Origin of the sequence: Paenibacillus sp. FSL P4-0081, assembly GCF_000758565.1 — a bacterium.
Classification (GTDB): Bacteria; Bacillota; Bacilli; order Paenibacillales; family Paenibacillaceae; genus Paenibacillus_AQ; species Paenibacillus_AQ phytohabitans.
In genome coordinates this window covers 2,234,162-2,254,204 of sequence record NZ_CP009280.1, presented here as the reverse complement: position 1 = coordinate 2,254,204, position 20,043 = coordinate 2,234,162, and the positions used below count along the sequence as shown (strand labels likewise).

The window sequence follows — 20,043 nt, the reverse complement described above, 5'->3', positions numbered from 1 at the left end:
CTGGCCCCTTATATTATTTGAGTAAGATGGAGGATCGGAATGAAAAAGAAGAAGAAAATGATTATCGCCTCAGCCGTTGTTGTTATTGCTATTGCAGGTATTCTGGGCTATGTATTATGGCCGGATCAGAACCCGCAGGTCAATGCCGCTCCCATGAACACCTCAACGGTGACCAAGGGAAATATCCTCGTTGGTGTCTCCGGCTCTGGTTCCGTTTCGGCAATCAACAGTGAGAGCATCCGCACCAAAGAAGCCGGTGAAGTGGATACAGTCATGGTTAAAAAAGGCGATGTCGTCAAAAAAGGCGATGTGCTGATTACCTTTGTGGCGGGCGATTTCGACGACAAGCTGAAGGAAGCCAACAAATCGCTGGAGAACCTCAAAACCGAGCTTACGAACAAGCAGGAAAACTACAAAACGATCGCGATGAATAATGCTACAGATGAAGAGCTGGAATCGGCAAAAACAGCTATTGATAAAGCCAAAAGCGATATTGCCGATCAACAGGATTCCATTGCTGCCATCTATGAGGATATGGTTCCGCCAGATCCGTTAACGGCTCCTATCGACGGAACGATTACAGCTGTAAATATTACGGACGGCGAACAGGCTCAGAATGGTACAGAGCTGTTCACCATGACTGACTACGTTAATTTGAGCGTAACTGTACAGGTGGATGAACTGGATATTCCTCAGATCAAGCTGGATCAGGTGTCAACGATTACGCTGGATGCGCTTGAGGATAAAGAGTTTGCCGGCAAGGTTATTGATATCGCCAAGGAAGGAACCTCCTCAAACGGCGTCTCCCTGTTCAATGTCACTGTAGGCTTGAATAACTCTGAGGGAGTACTGGTCGGCATGTCCGCAGAAGTGGCGATTACCATTGAAGAGAAAAATGATATTCTGACCGTGCCGATCGAGGCGGTATCCGAAGTGAACGGCAAATACTACGTGAATGTACCTGTGACCGAAGGCGGAGAATCTGCGGCAACGGACAGCGGTGCGGCGGGCGGCCAGATTCCGGGCGGCGATGCGGCGGGCGGTCAGGCTCCGGGCGGTGATGCGGCAGGCGGGCAAGCTCCTAGCGGTGATGCGGCGGGCGGTCAGGCTCCGAGCGGTGATGTGGCAGGCGGCCCTCCAAGCGGTGAATGGCAAGGCGGAGAAGGCCAGACCGGCGGCCGGGGCATGCGCAGCGGCGGTTACGGCGGCGGTGGTGGTGGCGGCTACGGCGGAGGCGAGTTCCCGGGTGGCGCATCCGGCGGCAGAACCGCGGCAAGCTTAGCATCCGGCCAGAAACGGGTTGCCGTAGAGGTAGGCATCCACAATGAGAGCAGCATCGAAATCGTGAGCGGCTTAAATGAAGGTGATGAAGTGATCATTCCAACTGTGATCTCTACAGGCAACACTTCCACCCAGCAGACACAGATGCAAGGCGGTATGGGCGGCGGCTTCGGCGGCGGCGGAATGACCGGCGGCTTCACTGGCGGCGGTGCTGGGGGCGGAATGACGGGCGGCGGAGGCGGCTTCTCCGGAGGCGGTGGCGGACGATGAGCACCTCCGAACCGTTAATCCGGGTTCAGAACATGCAGCACAGCTATACAATGGCCGGAGAATCAATGGCGATACTCAAGGGCCTGACCTTCAACATCGATTATGGTGAGTTTGTTGCGATCATCGGACCCTCAGGCTCGGGCAAGTCGACCCTAATGAACATGCTGGGATGCCTGGATGTTGCTAATGAAGGTGATTATTTCCTGGACGGCCAGGAAATCCGCAAGCTGTCAGACAACAAGCTGGCCCAGATCCGCAACGAGAAAATCGGCTTTATCTTTCAAAACTTCAATCTGCTGCCGAAATTATCGGCAGTAGAGAATGTGGAGCTGCCCCTTATCTACCGGGGAATGTCTCACCGGGAACGCCGAGAGGTTGCCCGCAATGCTCTGGTCAGGGTAGGCCTGGAGAGCAGAATTGATCATCGTCCGTCCGAGCTGTCCGGGGGTCAGCAGCAGCGTGTGGCAATCGCCCGCGCCCTTGCCGGCACTCCCCCTATCCTGCTTGCCGATGAACCGACTGGTGCGCTTGATTCCAAGACAGGCAAGGAAGTTCTGGAGATGATCAAGGCGCTTAATGAACAGGGACATACTATTATTCTAATCACGCATGACCTTGAAATCGCCCAGCAGGCCAAACGGATTATCCGGATTCAGGACGGGGATCTCGTTGAGGATCGGAAGGTGTCCCACTCATGATGTTGTATCAAAGCATGAAAATGGCTTTTAAAAGTATTCTCAGCAGTAAAATCAGAGCCTTCCTCACAATGCTGGGCATCATTATCGGTGTATCCTCCGTAATCGCCCTCGTCTCGGTAGGACAGGGTACGACTTCGCAGATTACGGAATCCTTAAGCTCTCTTGGAACCAACCAGCTGACGGTTAACATTATGGGACGCGGGGCAACGACTTCCTTAACCTACGAGGAAGCTCTGGCACTTGGAGAGATTGAAGGGGTGGAGAATGTATCTCCCGTAATCACGGGGAATGTTACCGCCAAGAATGGGACCGAGAACGTTTCAGTATCCGTTGAAGGGATAACACCTGCCTATGAGGAAGTCCAGGATTTCCATGTGCAATCCGGACGGTTTCTGCTGGAGATTGATACAGATTACCGTCAAAAGGTAGCCTTGATCGGAACAGATACGGCTGAGGATCTGTTCGGCACGGATGACCCTGTGGGCCAAAAGGTACAGCTCAACGGAAGCAGCTTCAAAATCGTCGGTCTGCTGGAGAGCAAAGGCTCAACCAGCGGCGGCTCCAGCGACGAGAAGATTCTGATTCCTATTTCAACCGCTGAACGGTTCCTGCAGAGTAAGGGGGTCCGCTCGATTACCATCACAACTACTTCCAACGATAATGTGGAGGATGTAAAAACCGAGCTGGAGTCTACGCTCGATGCCAAATTCAGCGGTGCGGAGAACTCCTACTCTGTCTTCGATTCTCAGGAAATGCTGGAAACGGTAAACGAGACCAGTGATACGCTCTCTATGGCACTTGGCGGCATTGCCGGCATTTCCCTGTTCGTCGGCGGCATAGGAATCATGAATATCATGATTGTCTCCGTTAACGAGCGGACGCGGGAGATCGGAATCCGCAAGGCAATCGGGGCCAAAAAAATCAACATCATGATGCAATTCATGATTGAGTCTGTAGTCTTAAGCGGAACAGGGGGCCTGATCGGAGTCGGGCTGGGGCTTGGTGCCAGCTGGGCCGTGGGGAAATATACAACCATGAATGTGGCGACATCCTGGAACATGGTCCTGATCTCCTTCACATTCTCCCTGATCATCGGAGTTATCTTCGGAATGATCCCTGCTAACAAGGCAGCCAGAATGCGGCCTATCTACGCGCTGCGAAACGATTAGCATTCCTGTATTAACGAGCCTTATATCTTATTTACTCCATCCGTCCGTCTCACATTTGGTTGAGGCTGGCGGATTTTCCTGTTCCATCCAACCCCTCCGGGTAAACTGGAGCTGTTTCAGCAAAATTAACTTTTAATTGATCCCGGGAGGGTATCGTTTGCAATAAATGTGGGTAATAGGTCTCAAGGGTAGAATACTTATAGTAGTCAGTTATACATAAATCTTCGTATAAGTAGCACGTTATATGTCTCAAGCAATTTCCTTCCCGGTTTCCCGGTTCGCTTGACGACCCGTAAACCCGGCAGCAGGAGATGATGAGGCTTATTATTTTTTTCAGCAATTGCTCTGCATGAAGGTAGTCCTATATACTGGTGAAAAGAAACCGCGGTTAAACCGGGATTTTTTCTTTCATTTCCCTCCTTCTTCCCCTGCTTTTAGGACTCGCTAACATAAACTCTCTTTATCATGCCAGCAAACAGCCATTTGCCGCATAAGGATAAATTCCGCATGCACCCAAGGTACACCAATGAGATTCGCAAAGTTCTATGCGGGGAGAGGATGACAGTGGCAGTTTTTTCCGAAATCACAAGTACACGCAGATTAATCCTATTATTCACATCCATCTCCGTTCTTTTGGTTGGCGTCAGCGTTGCCTCCCTGTTATATCTGAATTATACGATGAATAAACTATCGGATTCCTTATACAGTGATGTATACCAGAACTCCGAGCTCGTGCTGAATGCCGACCGTGATCTGCATCAGTCTGCCATCGCGCTTCAGACTTCGCTCAGCGGCAATATAACCGATGCGCAGCGCAGTGTGCTCTCGCAGGAGTTCGAGGACAATAATGCCCAGGCGCAGCAGCGGGTCAGTACTGCCCGTTATAATCTGGATTCTGTAGAGAGTCCATACAATGGAATGAAGCAGAGTGAGTTGCTGCTGGGTGAGCTGAGAAGTGAGCTGGAGCAGTTCGAGACCTCACTAGAGCTCTGGAAGGATAGCGGAAGGGAACTGATCTCGCAGCGGGTCCAGAGTGATTGGAACCCCGCGGCCTACTCCCCGCTGGCCGTTCATACCCAGCTCACCCAGGTAAGGGGGACGCTGGATACCGCCGAGGGTCTGATTGACAGCTATGCCCGGCAGGTTATTCTCGAGTTCAAGAATCTGAAAAGCTCGCTGTTTGCCGTCTATTCAGTATTCCTGTTCCTGCTGGTCCTGGTTATTATTTATCTCTGCCGCAGACTCATCTCATTGCAGAATGAAATGCTGGAAGAGAAATCACTATACCAGCTGATCGGCGAAACCATGTCCGATTTCATTATTTTGACCGATCACAATGGCCTGATCCTGTACGCATCCCCATCACATTCAAGTGTACTTGGGTATGTTCCAAGCAAGGGCGCCCCTCTCTCCAATTATATCCGCGAAGCCGAGATCTCCTGGGCCAAGCTGAAGAGTGTCGTTCAGGCTTCACCGCGGATTTCCGAGCTGCGTATGCGTTCGGCAGAAGGGCACTGGGTATGGCTGGAGACCAAAGTCACACCTATTCCGGGAAGCCGGGCTTTCCCTGCACAATTCATGCTGGTATCGCGTGAGATTACCCAGCGCAAGCAATATGAGGAACGGCTGCACAAGCTGGCCTTCTATGATCATTTGACTGCCATTCCCAACCGGGCACATTTCAAAATGTACATGGAGAATCTGATTAACCAGCCGGAGGAGCGCCGGCAGGAGATTGCCGTAGCCCTGCTGGATTGCGACCGGTTCAAGCAGCTGAATGATACGCTGGGCCATCTGGCAGGCGATGAATTCCTGCAGTTGCTCTCACGGGAGCTGCAGCAGACCGTTAAGGGCTCAGGCCAGGCGTTCCGCATCGGCGGTGATGAATTCGCGGTGGTGCTGCACCGGTTCACAAGTCCGGAAATGCTAGATGAAATGCTGGCGCGTCTGCTCCAGCTGTTCAATAAATCCTGGTCGGTCAACAAAGGCTCCAGCTTCCATACCTCTGCCAGCATTGGTGTAGCCCTCTATCCACAGCATGGCAGCAGCATCAATGATCTGCTCCGCGCCGCCGATCTGGCCATGTACCGCTCCAAGAATCATGGCGGCAATGAGGCCAATCTGTACAGCGAGAATGTGGATGAAAAATACACCCGCCAGCCGAAATAGCCTAAGCCCTTAGATAGAGGGGGCGCATTCCATAGCGAATGCGCCCCCTCTATCTGTTATGCTGAAGAAATCAGCTGTTTATTTGTATAAGGCATGCTTCAGAGCCGTGTAATATTCTTGCACAACTCTCTGGCTGATCTCCGCAGAAGGAAAGTATTCTTCGAACCCATGAAAACATCCGGGGTACAAATGAAATTCAGTCGGCACACCCGCCTGCGTGAGCCTTAACACATACTGAATCGTTTCATCGCGAAACGGATCTAAGTCACCGACGCAGGTGTATGTGGGCGGAAGTCCTGACAAATCGTCTGCCCGTGCCGGAGCGGCATACGGGGATTCTTGGCCTTGTTCTCCTAAGTACATTTCCCAAGCCAATTGGCTTTTGGCTCTGTTCCATACTCTGTCATCTGTTATTTCGTTACTGGACCTTGTAAGGAGCTGATCGTCAAGCATCGGATAGAGGGGCATTTGAAACATAATCGGAGGGCCGTTTCTATCTCTTGCCAGCAGGGAGAGAGCAGCCGTCAATCCGCCGCCGGCGCTTGGGCCGAATACTGCGATTCTGGATGAATCGCTTCCCAGTGATTCTGCGTTTTCGGAGAACCAGGTGAGTGCAGCATAGCAATCTTCGAGAGGAGCCGGAAACGGATGCTCCGGAGCCAGCCGGTAATCCACAGAAACAATGACACAGTCGAGCTCTGATACCAGCTGCTGCAGGGTAAAGTCCATCATATCGGCGGACCCCAGAATATATCCTCCGCCGTGAATATATAAGACACCCGGGAGAGATTGATTTTTCACTCTGGGCTCGTATATTTTGATGCGGACATCCGGCGCTCCTTCTGCACCCGGAACCTTTCTTTCTGAGATCAGCACTTCATCATTAAAGGGCAGAGATGCCGCCATTCCGGCAGTAAACTCCTGCATCTCTTTCCTATGCACTGCCAAATTCTCTCGCGTATATACAACTTTTGGTAAGCCGGAAAACATATTTTGAAGTTCCGGATGTACTTTTTCCTCCATTCTCCAACCATCCTTTGTGAAGCAGATTATTATTCCTTATTGAATGTTGGCTTGTCCATTTCGCCACGCCGTTTGCCCCAACAGCTCCCGCATGGTCTTCATGTACTTCTCTTCCGACTGGGACCATCTCAGCCCGGCTGTTTCTTCAGCGTCCGGACCTGCCAGATAGCGCAGCCGGTCAGACGGATCGCATGCAGCGGCATACACCTGATCTGCAGCCTGATTCTCATCTGAACTCTCAAACGGATAGTCCAGCATACAGTTCATCATATGTTCGTAATAAGGCTGGTACGCTTGCGGAACGGACAGGTTTTGAGTTGCGGCCATGGTGTTCGATGAGAAATTCGTAGTGATCATGGCTCCGGGTTCCACAAGCTTGACGGAGATATTCTGTGATTCCAGCTCGTACGAGAGTGATTCGGACAGCCCCTCAATGGCATGCTTGGTTGAGACATATACGGCCAGAAGCGGGTTGGAGGCAAAACCTACGTTTGAAGTGATATTGATGATTGTGCCGCCGCCTTCTTCGCGGAAATAAGGGGTGATTGCCTGAATGACGTTCATGACACCGAAGACATTCGTCTCGAAAATTCCGCGGGTAATGTCCATGGGTGTTGCCTCAAATATCGAGAGAATACTGACTCCGGCGTTGTTCACAACAGCGTCGATCCGGCCGAACCTGTTGATCCCTGCCGCAATGGCCGCCTCGATGGAAGGGGGCTTAGTAACATCAAGCCCGGTGACGAAAATCCGTTCGGGATTCTCCTCAGTCAAGCGCTGGTCCGGTTTGCGCATCGTCGCGATCACATTCCATCCTTCCTTCGCAAATTTCTTCGCTGTTGTATTTCCCAGTCCGGTCGAACTCCCGGTGATCAACACTGTTTTGGGCATTGAACATCCTCCTCATTAGTTTGTTGCTGCTCTCTCAGCTTAGCGGATTGAAGCGGCTCTAAGTCAAATCTATCAATTCAAGCCTTTTATATAGGGATAATATGGACTGGAGGCAAGTCCGGATTGTAGAATATACTAGAGTCACTCTAACATTCAATAGGCGGTGAAACATCTTATGGCTTATACGATTAGGGATATCGTTGAGAAAACGGGCATTACTGCATATACATTGCGTTATTATGAGAAGGAAGGCGTATTGCCGGCTGTTGACCGGGATACAAACGGGGTCCGCCAATTCAACGATCACTACATCGAGTGCGTTGAGACGGTTCAGGCTCTTCGTTCGACAGGGCTGCCGCTGTCAGAAATAAAACAATACGTTGAGCTGTACAAGCGCGGAGACCGTACACTGCACCTGAGAAAAACGATGCTGTTCACCCAAAAGAGCAAAGTGGAGGAACAATTAACACGGATGATAAAAATGCTGGAAAAGATCAATTACAAGCTCGCCTTAATCGATGCCCAAGAAAATAAATTTGACAGACTTCCCTGATAAGTGAATTTTCATGGGTGCCTTATAAAAAAAGCTGATCTGCCGTCCCCCGGGGGACGATACAGATCAGCTCTTATTCTATCTAACTGGTTCGCTGCAGCGGATCAGCCGCTTCACCGTCGTGCTCCAGCTTACGTTCCCGTATGGTTACTTTCAGCACCTGCTCCTCGCTGCCGGAGCAGTCGATGAAGCGGTCTCCGGTACCGTCCTTCTCCTCCCAGTCATTCAGCCGGAGGATGTACCCGATAGATGCTGTGCCTGGCAGCACCTCGATCCGCGCTACTGCGTGACCGTCCTCCATGTGCTGGAAGTCCCGTTGTCCATCCTGAATGCCTGTACCCCATACCCAGAGATTCCAGCCCCGGTAATCGCCGTCCGGCCGTTCATAATGAACTTCAACTACCTTGGATCTCGGTTCAGGCTCGCCGTATTTATCGTAGAGCACCATCATCGACAGCCCGGCCACTTCAATACTGCCGTTCTCCGTCTGCCGGAATGCCTCCGCTCCTGCATGGGTATGATCAACAACGATATTCCAGCAGCCGGAGGATTCAGGCAGACACTGGGTTACCGGTCCCATATTTGCATTGTAAATCACGACAATATTATTCCAACCATCGCCGCCGGCATGATTCTTCAGCACATAGGCAATGACTCCGCTGTCACAGCGCAGGAACTCAAGGCTGCGCTCTATCTCCTGACGTCCATGCAGACGGAAAGCCGGATGTCCCCGCCGCAGCTCAATCAGTCCTTTGTAATATTGAAAGACGGGAATGAACTTCTTCTTGTTCTCCCAGCGGATGGCATTGATGCAGTCAGGACTGCGGTAGCTGTTATGGTCCCCGTATTTGCTGCGCAGAAGCTCATCACCGGCGTGCAGGAACGGTATTCCCTGCGAGGTCAGGATAATCCCGTTAGCCAGCAGAGAGCGCCGTACAGTCTCATTCTCCAGTACATCAAGGGTATCAATCGCGAAATACGGGTCAGCCTGCTCCACAGCGGTTTCCAGATCCCCGCCGCTCCGCAGCCTGCCATTCTCAAGCTCCAGTAAACGCGCTTCCTGGCGTAATCCCTGGGTAGCGAGAATTTTGTCCCACAGATTGAGATTATCATGTGCCGTTACATAGTTCACTGTCTCTACAGGCGAATCGGTGAACTCATGTATGGCCCCCTTGATCCCGGAAGCAACCGCACCTTCTTTACCGTATTCTCCGGTAGCGAAGCCCTTACCCCAGCCGTCACTGTCTCCCTTGATAGCAGACCGGAAGTTATCATTGAAGACGGCATAACCTTTGCCGCGCTGCACACCCTTCAGGGTCTTGGTGGCAAGCGGAGAGTCTCCGCCTGTCCAGGGCTCACCGTAGAGCAGCAGATTCGGATTAATCTCCAGCCGCAGCTCTTCCGTGATCTCGCGCATGGTCACACTGTCCATCAATCCCATCAGATCGAAGCGGAAACCGTCGATATGATACTCTGATGCCCAGTAGGACAAGGAGTCTTTAATGTATTTGCGGACCATCGGCTGCTCGGTAGCCAGCTCATTGCCGACACCCGAGCCGTTGGAGAGCCGTCCGCTATAGTCATGGCGGTAGTAATAATCCGGCACCAGCGGCTGGAAGGGCCCTTTTTCTATAGAATACGTATGGTTGTAGACCACATCCATAATGACAGAGATACCACGGCTGTGCAGGGCCTGCACCATCTCCTTGAACTCACGGATACGGGTAGGCGGACTGGCCGGGTCTGTGCTGTATGAGCCTTCAGGTACATTATAGTGCTGAGGGTCATAGCCCCAATTGTAGTCTGTGAATAGCGGAGATCTCGGTGCTTCACCGGGAGCCTTCAGCTCATCCACCGTCTGGAAGTCGAATACCGGCAGCAGATGCACATGCGTAATCCCCAGCTCAGCCAGATGGTCTATGCCCAGTGCATGACCCGCAGCATCCCTCAGTCCCAACTCAGTGAACGCCTTGAATTTCCCCTTATGGGTAAGACCCGAGCTCTCATGAGCCGAGAAATCACGTACATGCAGCTCATAAATTACAGCATCAGCCGGATGCGGCAGAGCAGGAGAAGTGTCCTGATCCCAGCCAGCCGGATTCGTATCCTGCAAATCGATGACCGCCGTCCGCACACCATTAGCCGATACAGCCGTTGCATAAGGGTCTGCAGCTTCGTTGATGCTTCCGTCCGCAAATACAGCCCGGTACATATAATACCTGCCCTTAAGATTACCGGAAACCCTGACTTCCCAGATTCCGCCGTCTGAGCGCTGCATGTTGATAATCCGGCCGCTGTCCTTGTAATCTCCGGTATGACCGGCTGAGATGCCATTCCCGCCGGTAGCATACAGCACCAGCGATACTGCAAACGCGGTCGGCGCCCAGACTTTAAACATACTGTACTCCGCAGAATACGTTAAGCCGAGGTCTTTGCCTTCATAGGTCTCCATTACTGATTCTGCATTTATATAATTGCTGCTCATTCATATTCACCATCCTAATGCTCTCTGCCATCCGGCCGAAAACTGATCACTCTATTACAACCAAGCTATTTCCACATATCACCAATCTAATACTTGCACGGCTCTGCAAGCGGGTATTGCTGAGAATTCTTACTTACGGTTCATCTTATAATATGTAACATTATGTTCACAGGTTTGGGTTACAGGGTAGAATTGCATCTGCTTGCTATATCCTATATCGGCATGAAGTCCCGGGTATTTAAGCTCATGAGGTGACCGCTGCGAATCTACCCGGAAGTATACTTGTCCTGCTGCCAAATAACAACTGTTAAATGTTGTTTTGCTTCCTTTAGCGCTTACGCATGACCTTTCCGAACAACGCCAGAATTGGAAGCAGCAGGAATCCGGCAGCCAGAATGGAGGCCCTGATCGAAAAACGGCTGCCTATATAACCAACAACCGGACCGCCTGCGGACTGGCCGAGTGCATCCGATTGACTAATCATAGACAAGACTGTGGCCCGGTTCCGGCTTGGAAGCTTCGAGTTCAGCCAGGTAGTGTAGATAGGATCGCTCACGGAGCCGGCCACCCCCAGGAGAAGCACCGCAAAGATCGCGGCCGAGAAATTCGGCGCAAGCGCAAGCAGCAGGATGCAGCCCATGCGGATACAGGTCAGTATGAACAAAGTGGCAGAGAGCTTTCGTTCCAGGAGCAGGTCCATTCTTTTCCCGGCAAAACGCACGGCCAGCATCCCCAACATTGTAGCCGCTGCACTGATCAGGCCGAACCATACCGCCATTGACACGGAGGCATCCGGGAAGCCGATTTCATCGATCAGGTGGATTTGCCACAGGCGGTCATACCCTTCAGACGCAGCCCCGTTAAATAATGTTACAACAGTCAGCAGCAGAAGCAGCGGGTGATGTCTGAGTACGGATACGCCGCTTACCCAGGTCTTGCCCAGTTCACGGATTGGTGAGGTGTGCGGCTCCCGCTCACGCCGGATAAAGCCCGTTTCCTTCATATAACGGATCAATACCAGCCCAAGCATGAAATAGACAGCTCCTCCTGCCAGAAACGGCATATTAGGCGCAAGCAGTGATAATCCTACACTGACAGCAATGCCCAGCAGAGATGCACTTAGCGCAAATACTTTGGAACGCATAAAAATCGCCCCCGTCTGCTCCTCATCCAGCTCGTCTACAATCCAGGCTGTGTCTGCCCCGCTGACGAACGTCCAGCCGATTCCAAACAGCATCTGGGAGACTACCAGCCACCCAAATGCGGGCAGAAAGGAAGCAGGTTGCATGATCCAGATAATGCTCCCTTCCAGCACAAATGCACTTCCCAGCACAAACATTCCATTAATAACCGACAGTCTGCGGCTGTATGTATCGGCAACCACCCCGGTAATTCCTTCGAATATAAGCACCGTTATCTCCAGTACCGTCCCGACCAGCACCAGCTGAAACGGATTTAACCCTAGCTCAGTAACATAATAAATGCTGTAGGTTGTAAATATGGTGCTGCCCGCTAAAGACATCATAAAAACCATGAACATATACAGCTGCGAGGCACTGAACTTCTGCAAAATGGTTCCACCCTTCGGAAGTAATGGACTCATTATATATAATGCTGCCGGAAAGGGCGGTTCCGTTCTTGCTGAAGTGGATGCATGCTCACAATTCAAAAAAAACCGGCCTCCTGTAACGGAGACCGGCTAAAGTAGTTGGAAAAGTGGAATTGCCTCAAACAGAAAACCAAAAACGAATTAATTCACACGGCTTTGCACAAGTGCGGCTACTTCCTCGGCAGTGCCGAGCTGCAGCGCCTGGGCAGCCATTTCCTTCATGTCAGCAGCAGACAGCTTGGCAATCTGGCTGCGTGCCGGAAGGATGGAGGTTGCACTCATGCTGAATTCATCCAGGCCAAGGCCGAGCAGCAGCGGAATCGCTGTAGCGTCGCCGGCCATTTCACCGCACATGCCGGTCCATTTGCCTTCGGCGTGTGCTGCATCAATGACGATTTTGACCAGACGCAGAATCGCCGGGTTATATGGCTGATACAGGTAGGATACCCGCTCATTCATACGGTCCGCAGCCATTGTATATTGAATAAGGTCATTGGTACCGATACTGAAGAAATCCACTTCTTTGGCGAACTGGTCAGCCAGTACAGCTGTCGAAGGAATCTCAACCATGATGCCCAGCTGGATGTTATCGGATACTTCCTTGCCTTCTTCACGCAGCTTGGCCTTCTCTTCCAGCAGCAGATCACGGGCTGCACGGAATTCGCCAAGAGTCGCGATCATCGGGAACATAATCCGCAGATCGCCGTGGGCACTGGCTCTGAGCAGGGCACGCAGCTGGGTGCGGAAGATATCCTGACGGTCCAGACACAGACGGATGGCACGGAAACCTAGGAACGGATTCATTTCCTTCGGCAGATCCAGATAAGGCAGCTCCTTGTCGCCGCCGATATCCAGCGTGCGCACAACTACCGGCTTGCCTTGCATGTTCTCAAGCACGCTGCGGTAGGCATTGTATTGAATCTCTTCGGAAGGCAGCTTGTCGCGGCCCATATACAGGAACTCTGTACGGTACAAGCCTACGCCCTCGCCGCCATTCTCGATTACACCCGTTACATCATTCGGTGTACCGATATTGGCAGCCAGCTCTACATGCTTGCCGTCAGCCGACACGGTTGGTTCGTCGCGGAGCTTCTTCCACTCGGCAATCTGCAGATTGTAAGCTTCCTGCTTCGCGGTGTATTCAGCTACTTCAGCTTCAGTAGGGTTAATCAGCACATCGCCGTTCAGACCGTCAACAATGATCAGATCGCCGGCTTTGACGAGAGACAATACGTTCTTAGTTCCTACTACAGCCGGAATTTCCAGGGAACGGGCCATAATTGCGGAGTGGGAAGTACGTCCGCCGATATTGGTCGTGAAGCCCTTTACGAAATTACGGTTAAGCTGTGCTGTATCCGAAGGCGTCAGATCGAGTGCAATAACGATAACCTCTTCACTGATTTCAGCCGGGCTCACATAGTGAATGCCAAGCAGATGGTTCAGTACGCGTTTGGTTACGTCACGCATATCGGCTGCACGCTCCTGCAGGTACGCGCTCTTCATGTTCTGGAACATTTCCACGAATTGATTAGCTACTTCATTCAAGGCATAGTCCGCATTAACCGATTCCTCGCGGATTTTATCCATTACAGGCGTGATCAGCTCGGGATCATCAAGAATCAGCAGATGGGATTCGAAGATCTCTGCTTTCTTCTCGCCGAGCTCTGCCAGTGTCCGCTCTTTGATGCTCTGCAGTTCGCCTCTGGATTTGTCCAGGGCGTCAGTCAGCTTCGCAAGCTCAGCGTCCACATCAGTGACCGCTGTTTTGGTAATGGTATAGTCCGGATGTTCCAGGATAAAGGCACGGGCTACTGCAATACCTGCGGAAGCCGCGATTCCTGAAATTTTACTCATGAACTTCTCCCAGCCCTTCTTTAACCATGATCTCCTGCAGTGCGCTGAGGGCTTCAGCTTCTTCACTGCCTTCAGTAATAAGGGTCAGGGTATCTCCTGCTTCAAGGCCAAGGGACAGAACGCCCAAGATGGATTTAAGGGTTACTTTTTTACCTTTGGCTTCCGCAAAAGCCTCAGTGCCTTTGAATTTTGTAGCTGTATTTACCAGCGCTGTTGCCGGGCGTGCGTGAATTCCATCTTCGTCAATGATTCTGAAAGTTGTTTGCATAATAATATCCAACTCGCTTTCTATTAATTAGGATAGTTGCTTATGGTGAAGGCCGCGCTCCCTTTAATTATAATGGAAGCGCTTCGCCTTTGCACATTTTACTGAATGGTGATGATATCCTTATCACCGATGGATACTTTGCCCGGTTTCTTCAGGGTGACAGAAGAGCCTTCAGGCAGGTTGGAGAAGATGACCGGAGAAATGACGGAAGGTGCATTGGCCTTCACATACTCCAGATCCACTTCCATAATCGGCTGTCCGGCAGCTACCAGATCGCCTTCTTCTACAAGAACCGTGAAGCCCTGGCCCTTAAGCTTAACGGTATTGACACCGATATGCACGAGTACTTCCTTGCCGCCGTCGGACATAATGCCGATTGCATGCTTGCTCGGGAAGACATTGAACACCTTGCCGTATACCGGCGAGGCAATCTTGCCGTCATCGGACAGGAAGGCGAAGCCGTCACCGGTCATTTTTTGCGAGAAGACCGCATCAGGAACCAGTGTAATATCCATCAGCTCGCCGTTTACAGGGGATACGATATCCTCAGGGATAATAGCCTCACCCTGCTCGCCGGCCTGCTTCTCAAGCTCCGGCTTCGGCGCTACAGGAGCAGCAGCCGGTGTTCTTCCGTTCATGACATCCTGAATCTGCGATTTGATGGTGTCCGAACGGGTACCGAAGATCGCCTGTACGTTGTTACCCACTTCCAGAACTCCAGAAGCACCCAGCTTCTTCAGCCGGTTCTTATCAACGCCCGCTTTATCCTTGACTTCAACACGAAGACGGGTGATGCAGGCATCCAGATGCGTAATATTCTCTTTGCCGCCCAGAGCGGACAGAATGTTGCGCGGCAGATCGTCGCCCGACTTCGATACACTCTCTGTGCTTATTTCTTCCTCGTCGTCAGATGCATCTTCGCGGCCCGGAGTCTTGAGGTTGAATTTGCGGATCACGAAGCGGAATCCGAAGTAGTAAATCACCGCGAGCACCAGACCTACCGGAATAACCAGCCACCAGGCTGTACGGTTCGGAATGACGCCGAATAGCACATAGTCGATGAAACCGCCGGAGAAGGTCATACCGATTTTGACATTAAGGATGTGCATGGTCATGAAGGAAAGACCTGCAAATACCGCATGTACAGCGAACAGCAGCGGAGCCACGAACAGGAATGAGAATTCCAGCGGCTCGGTAATACCTGTCAGGAACGAAGTCAGCGCTGCGGAAATCATCAAGCTTCCGACAACCCGTCTGTTCTCAGGTTTGGACTCATGATAGATCGCAAGGGCGGCTGCCGGAAGTCCGAACATCATGAACGGATATTTACCAGTGGTAAATGTACCGGCTGTGAAATCCACACCGTCACGAAGCTGCTGCATGAAGATCCGCTGGTCACCGCGGACCAGATCTCCTGCCTTGTCCACATAACTTCCGAATTCGTACCAGAACGGCGAATAGAAGATATGGTGCAGGCCGAAAGGAATCAGGGAACGCTCGATGACCCCGAAGATAAAGGCCGACAGCGTCAGGTTGGTGTTGATCATACTCTGCGATACATAGTTCAGGCCGTGCTGGATCGGCGGCCATACCAGTGTGAGCGCAAGACCGAGAATCAGGGAAGTTACCGCAGTCATGATCGGTACGAAACGTTTACCCGCGAAGAAGCCGAGATAAGACGGCAGCTCTATACGGAAGAACCTTTTGTACATGGATGCGGCCAATATCCCCACCAGGATACCACCGAACACCCCTGTCTGCAACGTAGGAATCCCCAGCACGCTGGAGTAGGCGAAATCTTTCCAGGTCAGGACGTAGGCGTTGACGCCAACAACCGTACCCATGGTTACGTTCATAACCAGGAATCCGATGATAGCTGCCAGACCCGCTACACCTTCACCTCCGGCCAGCCCGATGGCTACGCCGACTGCGAACAGCAAGGAGAGATTATCAAATACAATTTGCCCCGAGTTCATCAATACGGTAGCAATAGCTTGAACTACATGATTTTCCAGTGCCGGCACATACTGCAGGAAATCCGGATTAACGAGCATGTTCCCGATCCCGAGCAGCAGCCCTGCTGCAGGCAGAATGGCAACGGGCAGCATGAGCGCTTTACCAACTCTCTGCAAAACGCCGAATAACTTTTTGAACATTGAGGTCACTTCCTAATCCTAAATTTCATTCAAAACAGAAGCCAAAAAAGGCATGAGCAATACAGCACACAGATTGTCGTCTAACGCTAACGTTAGAGTACCCCGAGTTGGGGCAAGACAACCATAATACTGTAAATCACTCATGCCTGATCGTATCAGTTACACGTTTGTATTCTGTTTTGTTAATAACAGGGATCATTGTAGCACTGATAATTTGAAGTTGCAAGCATTAATTAACAGGCTAAATGCTGTCCTGCTGTTCCATACCGGATTCATCTTCCTTCTTCTGGGCAAGACGCTGCAGATGAATCGTCAGATAACTCACCTCGGCAGGATATACCGGGATATGCACGCGCTGTTCGATAACCTTGGTCAGCTTCCAGGCAAGCATATACATCTCGGGATATTCACGTTTCATCAGCCCGTCAAGGGAGGAAGTCTCACGTACAGTCTCCCCCCGGCGCAGCCTCTCCAGCACAAAACGCAAATGAGTCACCAGACGTGAATAGTCCAGGGAGTCACGCGGAATGCGGTATTCGAGGTTATCCTCCACCAGTCCCACCATGTCCCCGATCAGCTGCGAATGCTGCTTAACCTCCGAGATATGCTGGTTGCTGAGTGCACTGACAATGTGAAGTGCCACAAATCCGATCTCATCCGGCGGCAGTGAAACCTTCATGGCTTCGTTAATCCGGTCCACTGCATATTCGGCCAGCCTGTATTCCTCCGGATAGATCTCCCGGGTCTCGTACAGAAAAGGATTATGTATGGCTATATGCTGTTCACTCCTGCGGATGGCAAAGGAAATATGGTCAGTGAGCGCGATATGGATATGCTCGTTAAGTGCCTGCCTGCTGCTCTGCATAATATGCAGGACGATCTCCTGGACCACCTCAATCAGCTTCTCGTCCACCTGGGGCACAAGCTGCTTATACTGCTCCTGCTCCTCCTGGCTCCGCAGGATGAACATTTTTTCCACAGAAGAGAGGTTGATCCGGTCCCGTGTCTTACGGTTGAAGCCGATACCCTTGCCAATGACCACTACCTCGGCATACTGGGGATGCTCGGCAATGATAACGTTGTTATTCAGTACCTTGGCCACTGTTATGCTGCTGCTCACTTGCGACACCTCTTTTAATTCTGAATACCCGATCTATTAAGGCAGCACGATACACGTATCAGCATGTGAAAATTAACCTTGAGCTACTATCATAACATCAAGAATCTCAAATTAGAAGTGTGCGGCAAAGAGCCGGGAGGCTCATTTCACCCGAAACGTCCGCCCTGAGAATTTGTAGACCAATATCAGGGCCGCCAGCATATAGACAACAGCAGAGAGTACTACGATAAAAGCAAAAATCCCTGGCTCGCTCTTGAACTGTATGGCTATAAAACCGGCTGCCAGCACGATACTGTTCACAATCGTAAAGAACGGATTCTTCACATTCAGCTCGGTACTGTACGGCTGGAAGATGTAATACATGAACAGATGATGCACCGAGAAGAACAGGGACAGTGCCACAATCGTCACGCAAAAGATAACCGCATCCGCTGCGCCCCAGTTCTCACCCGACAGCAGGATCAGCAGATTCACCGCCAGGCAGATCGCTGCAGCCGGAATCAGATTAAGCAGGCTGATGCGCAGCAGCCGGATCCGGAAGTTGCTCAGGATCGCCGACTGTTCACGGTAGAACCCGTAACGCAGCAGACTGAGATCACAGTTGTAGAACATAGCCTTGCAGACACGTTCACCGATGGAGGTGTAATTCATAAGGATCAGAAAGGTCGGCAAAGCACTGATCAGATAATGGGCCATTCTGTTAAAAGCTGCTTGTGAGAAGAGCAGCGTCAGCAAAGCAGCTGCGAAGAGTGCGCCAATAATTACCAGACGCCGCTGCACTGGATGAATGAGTAACCGCCGGTGGCGCGAGAAAAAAATCGCATTAAGATAAGCATACCCGCTTTTACCTGCGAATTGTCCGGGGTTCAGTTGCTCCGCCGTGTACTGCTGCTCCCGGGTTGCGACATCCTTCACCCGCGCCTCCTTCATCATGCGTCCCATATCCAGCAGCGGATCATCAATTTTGGTAACGGCATCCACTGCATTGCGGTAATCCGGATAACGGGCGATGTAGACCGCACATAAGGCTCCCAGCACAGTGACACCAAGCACCAGAGGCAGACTGAACAACATGTGACTGTCCACCAACGCAAAGCCCGGGAGCAGAGGCACATAAGCCAGCAGGTAACCAGCACCAATGGCGGTCCAGACCCAGCTTGTTTTTTTGACTACGACAATGCCGTATTTATCAAAAATCCACAAATGCAGGGCCTCGCAGGCAATACGCCAGAAGGTCAGCAGCAGAGCAAGAACACCTCCCTGCCACAGCGGAGCCCCCAGAAGATTCCCGAAGACCATCAACGCCGGGATAAATGTTACCGCAAAGCTGATCCCGCGCAGCGTCAGCGTAACACGCATATATCTCTCCGCGGGGAGCCTCATCAGCTTCACGAAGATATACTTGTCCCGTTTGGGCTCTAGAATAACCGCGCTGGAAACTGCAGCGACCAGAAAGCTTAAACAGAGCAGGACCTGCAGGTACAGCTGATATTGTGCTGAAAGCGTTAAGGTTAATTCACTGCCTGCAAGCTTGACGGGCATATAAACCATAAGCCCCAAATAGGCAAACTTGGACAAGAAAGCCCAGATGGCTTTGAGGATATAGACAATTACCGATAAAGTCCGCTTAAGCGCCGTCTCAGCATAGGCCGAGGCCGGTAACAGCTTGCCGATAACGGGAATTTTTCTGAAATAGAATATCAGCCGGTTAGCGCCGGACATCCCGCGAATCTCCATGATCGCCTTCAGCGTGCTAATCATGGTCTCCATCCTTCAGCAGCGCGATAATCTGCTCCTCGAATTCCGGACTGCGCAGCGTTTCCGCGGGAATCTCACGGAGTGAGCCCTTATTCAGAATCACCAGCTCATCACAGAGATCGGCAGCCAGCTGCAGAATATGGGTGGAGAAAATAATAATATGCTTCTGCTTCATCTCACGCAGCAGCTTCTTGATCTCCAGCGCGACCACTACATCAAAGGAGGTCAGCGGCTCATCAAGCAGAATCAGCGGCGGCCGGGAAATGATGAAGCAGAGCATCTGGATCTTGTTCTTCATCCCGTGGGAGTAGCCTTTGATCAGGCGGTGACGGTCCTCCTCCTCAAAACGGATGATATCAAAATACTCTTCGATACTTCTGCCCGGTTCAATTTTATCCTTATTGATATCCATGTAGAACTTCACAAACTCATACCCCGTTAAGAAATCCGGCAGAATCGGCAGGGAAAAGACATAGCCGATCTCCTCTTCGCGAAGCGGAAGACTCACTTCCTCCCGCCGCAGGAAAGCCCCGCCGCTGTCCATGCGTATCTCACCGCTGAGGCAGTTGAACAGTGAGGTTTTGCCGGCACCGTTGCGTCCCAGGAGCCCGTAAATCTTGCCTTGCTCGAAGGTGAAGTCAATTCCCTTCAGCACTTCCTTACCGTCAAAGCTCTTCCGTATATTATCCAAAATGAGCTCCATGCCTGCACCTCCGTTTCCTATTGCCCTAATTCTATA

At 51.6% G+C, this 20,043-nt stretch carries 15 protein-coding genes; 5 read left to right on the top strand and 10 right to left on the bottom strand.

Annotation, left to right across the window (positions count from 1 at the left end):
* Positions 1-39: 39 nt before the first annotated feature.
* The 4 genes from P40081_RS39750 (at position 40) to P40081_RS36270 (ending at position 5,587) form a co-directional block, all read left to right on the top strand.
* The gene (locus P40081_RS39750; RefSeq protein WP_042135041.1) at positions 40-1,551 is read left to right on the top strand and encodes an efflux RND transporter periplasmic adaptor subunit; all 1,512 of its coding nucleotides are present in this window, start codon (positions 40-42) and stop codon (positions 1,549-1,551) included.
* Positions 1,548-2,249, top strand: coding sequence for an ABC transporter ATP-binding protein (locus P40081_RS09545; RefSeq protein ID WP_042135040.1), 702 nt, complete (start codon positions 1,548-1,550; stop codon positions 2,247-2,249). The genes P40081_RS39750 and P40081_RS09545 overlap by 4 nt, the downstream gene beginning before the upstream one ends.
* The gene (locus P40081_RS09540) at positions 2,246-3,418 is read left to right on the top strand and encodes an ABC transporter permease (protein ID WP_042135038.1); all 1,173 of its coding nucleotides are present in this window, start codon (positions 2,246-2,248) and stop codon (positions 3,416-3,418) included. The genes P40081_RS09545 and P40081_RS09540 overlap by 4 nt, the downstream gene beginning before the upstream one ends.
* A 564-nt stretch (positions 3,419-3,982) precedes the next feature.
* Positions 3,983-5,587 (top strand): diguanylate cyclase domain-containing protein, encoded by a 1,605-nt coding sequence (locus tag P40081_RS36270; protein WP_052421739.1) that lies wholly within the window; start codon positions 3,983-3,985, stop codon positions 5,585-5,587.
* Positions 5,588-5,665: 78 nt separating this feature from the next.
* On the opposite strand, the gene P40081_RS09530 is transcribed toward P40081_RS36270, so the two are convergent.
* Both P40081_RS09530 and P40081_RS09525 read right to left on the bottom strand, forming a co-directional pair.
* Positions 5,666-6,610 (bottom strand): alpha/beta hydrolase, encoded by a 945-nt coding sequence (locus P40081_RS09530; protein WP_042135036.1) that lies wholly within the window; start codon positions 6,608-6,610, stop codon positions 5,666-5,668.
* Between the two features lie 36 nt (positions 6,611-6,646).
* A complete protein-coding gene (locus P40081_RS09525) occupies positions 6,647-7,501 on the bottom strand; it encodes an SDR family oxidoreductase (protein WP_042135035.1) in 855 nt (284 codons plus the stop codon).
* Between the two features lie 175 nt (positions 7,502-7,676).
* Between P40081_RS09525 and P40081_RS09520 the strand changes: the two genes are divergently transcribed.
* Complete coding sequence (locus tag P40081_RS09520; protein ID WP_039310237.1) at positions 7,677-8,054, top strand: MerR family transcriptional regulator; 378 nt, start codon at positions 7,677-7,679, stop codon at positions 8,052-8,054.
* A gap of 82 nt (positions 8,055-8,136) precedes the next feature.
* On the opposite strand, the gene pulA is transcribed toward P40081_RS09520, so the two are convergent.
* The 8 genes from pulA to P40081_RS09480 form a co-directional block, all read right to left on the bottom strand.
* Complete coding sequence (gene pulA / locus P40081_RS09515; protein WP_042135032.1) at positions 8,137-10,539, bottom strand: type I pullulanase; 2,403 nt, start codon at positions 10,537-10,539, stop codon at positions 8,137-8,139.
* 328 nt (positions 10,540-10,867) lie between these two features.
* The gene (locus P40081_RS09510) at positions 10,868-12,109 is read right to left on the bottom strand and encodes an MFS transporter (RefSeq protein WP_231575316.1); all 1,242 of its coding nucleotides are present in this window, start codon (positions 12,107-12,109) and stop codon (positions 10,868-10,870) included.
* Positions 12,110-12,289: 180 nt separating this feature from the next.
* Positions 12,290-14,002 (bottom strand): phosphoenolpyruvate--protein phosphotransferase, encoded by a 1,713-nt coding sequence (gene ptsP / locus P40081_RS09505; RefSeq protein ID WP_042135030.1) that lies wholly within the window; start codon positions 14,000-14,002, stop codon positions 12,290-12,292.
* Positions 13,995-14,270 carry an HPr family phosphocarrier protein gene (locus P40081_RS09500; RefSeq protein ID WP_039309348.1) on the bottom strand — a complete coding sequence of 92 codons (276 nt, stop codon included), beginning with the start codon at positions 14,268-14,270 and terminating at the stop codon, positions 13,995-13,997. The genes ptsP and P40081_RS09500 overlap by 8 nt, the downstream gene beginning before the upstream one ends.
* A 98-nt stretch (positions 14,271-14,368) precedes the next feature.
* Positions 14,369-16,426 carry a glucose-specific PTS transporter subunit IIBC gene (ptsG, locus tag P40081_RS09495; RefSeq protein ID WP_042135028.1) on the bottom strand — a complete coding sequence of 686 codons (2,058 nt, stop codon included), beginning with the start codon at positions 16,424-16,426 and terminating at the stop codon, positions 14,369-14,371.
* 241 nt (positions 16,427-16,667) lie between these two features.
* Entirely contained in the window at positions 16,668-17,546 is an 879-nt protein-coding gene (glcT, locus tag P40081_RS09490) for a glucose PTS transporter transcription antiterminator GlcT (protein ID WP_042135027.1), read from the bottom strand.
* A gap of 141 nt (positions 17,547-17,687) precedes the next feature.
* Positions 17,688-19,307, bottom strand: coding sequence for a hypothetical protein (locus tag P40081_RS09485; protein WP_042135025.1), 1,620 nt, complete (start codon positions 19,305-19,307; stop codon positions 17,688-17,690).
* Positions 19,300-20,007 carry an ABC transporter ATP-binding protein gene (locus P40081_RS09480; RefSeq protein ID WP_042135023.1) on the bottom strand — a complete coding sequence of 236 codons (708 nt, stop codon included), beginning with the start codon at positions 20,005-20,007 and terminating at the stop codon, positions 19,300-19,302. The genes P40081_RS09485 and P40081_RS09480 overlap by 8 nt, the downstream gene beginning before the upstream one ends.
* Between the last annotated feature and the right edge of the window lie 36 nt (positions 20,008-20,043).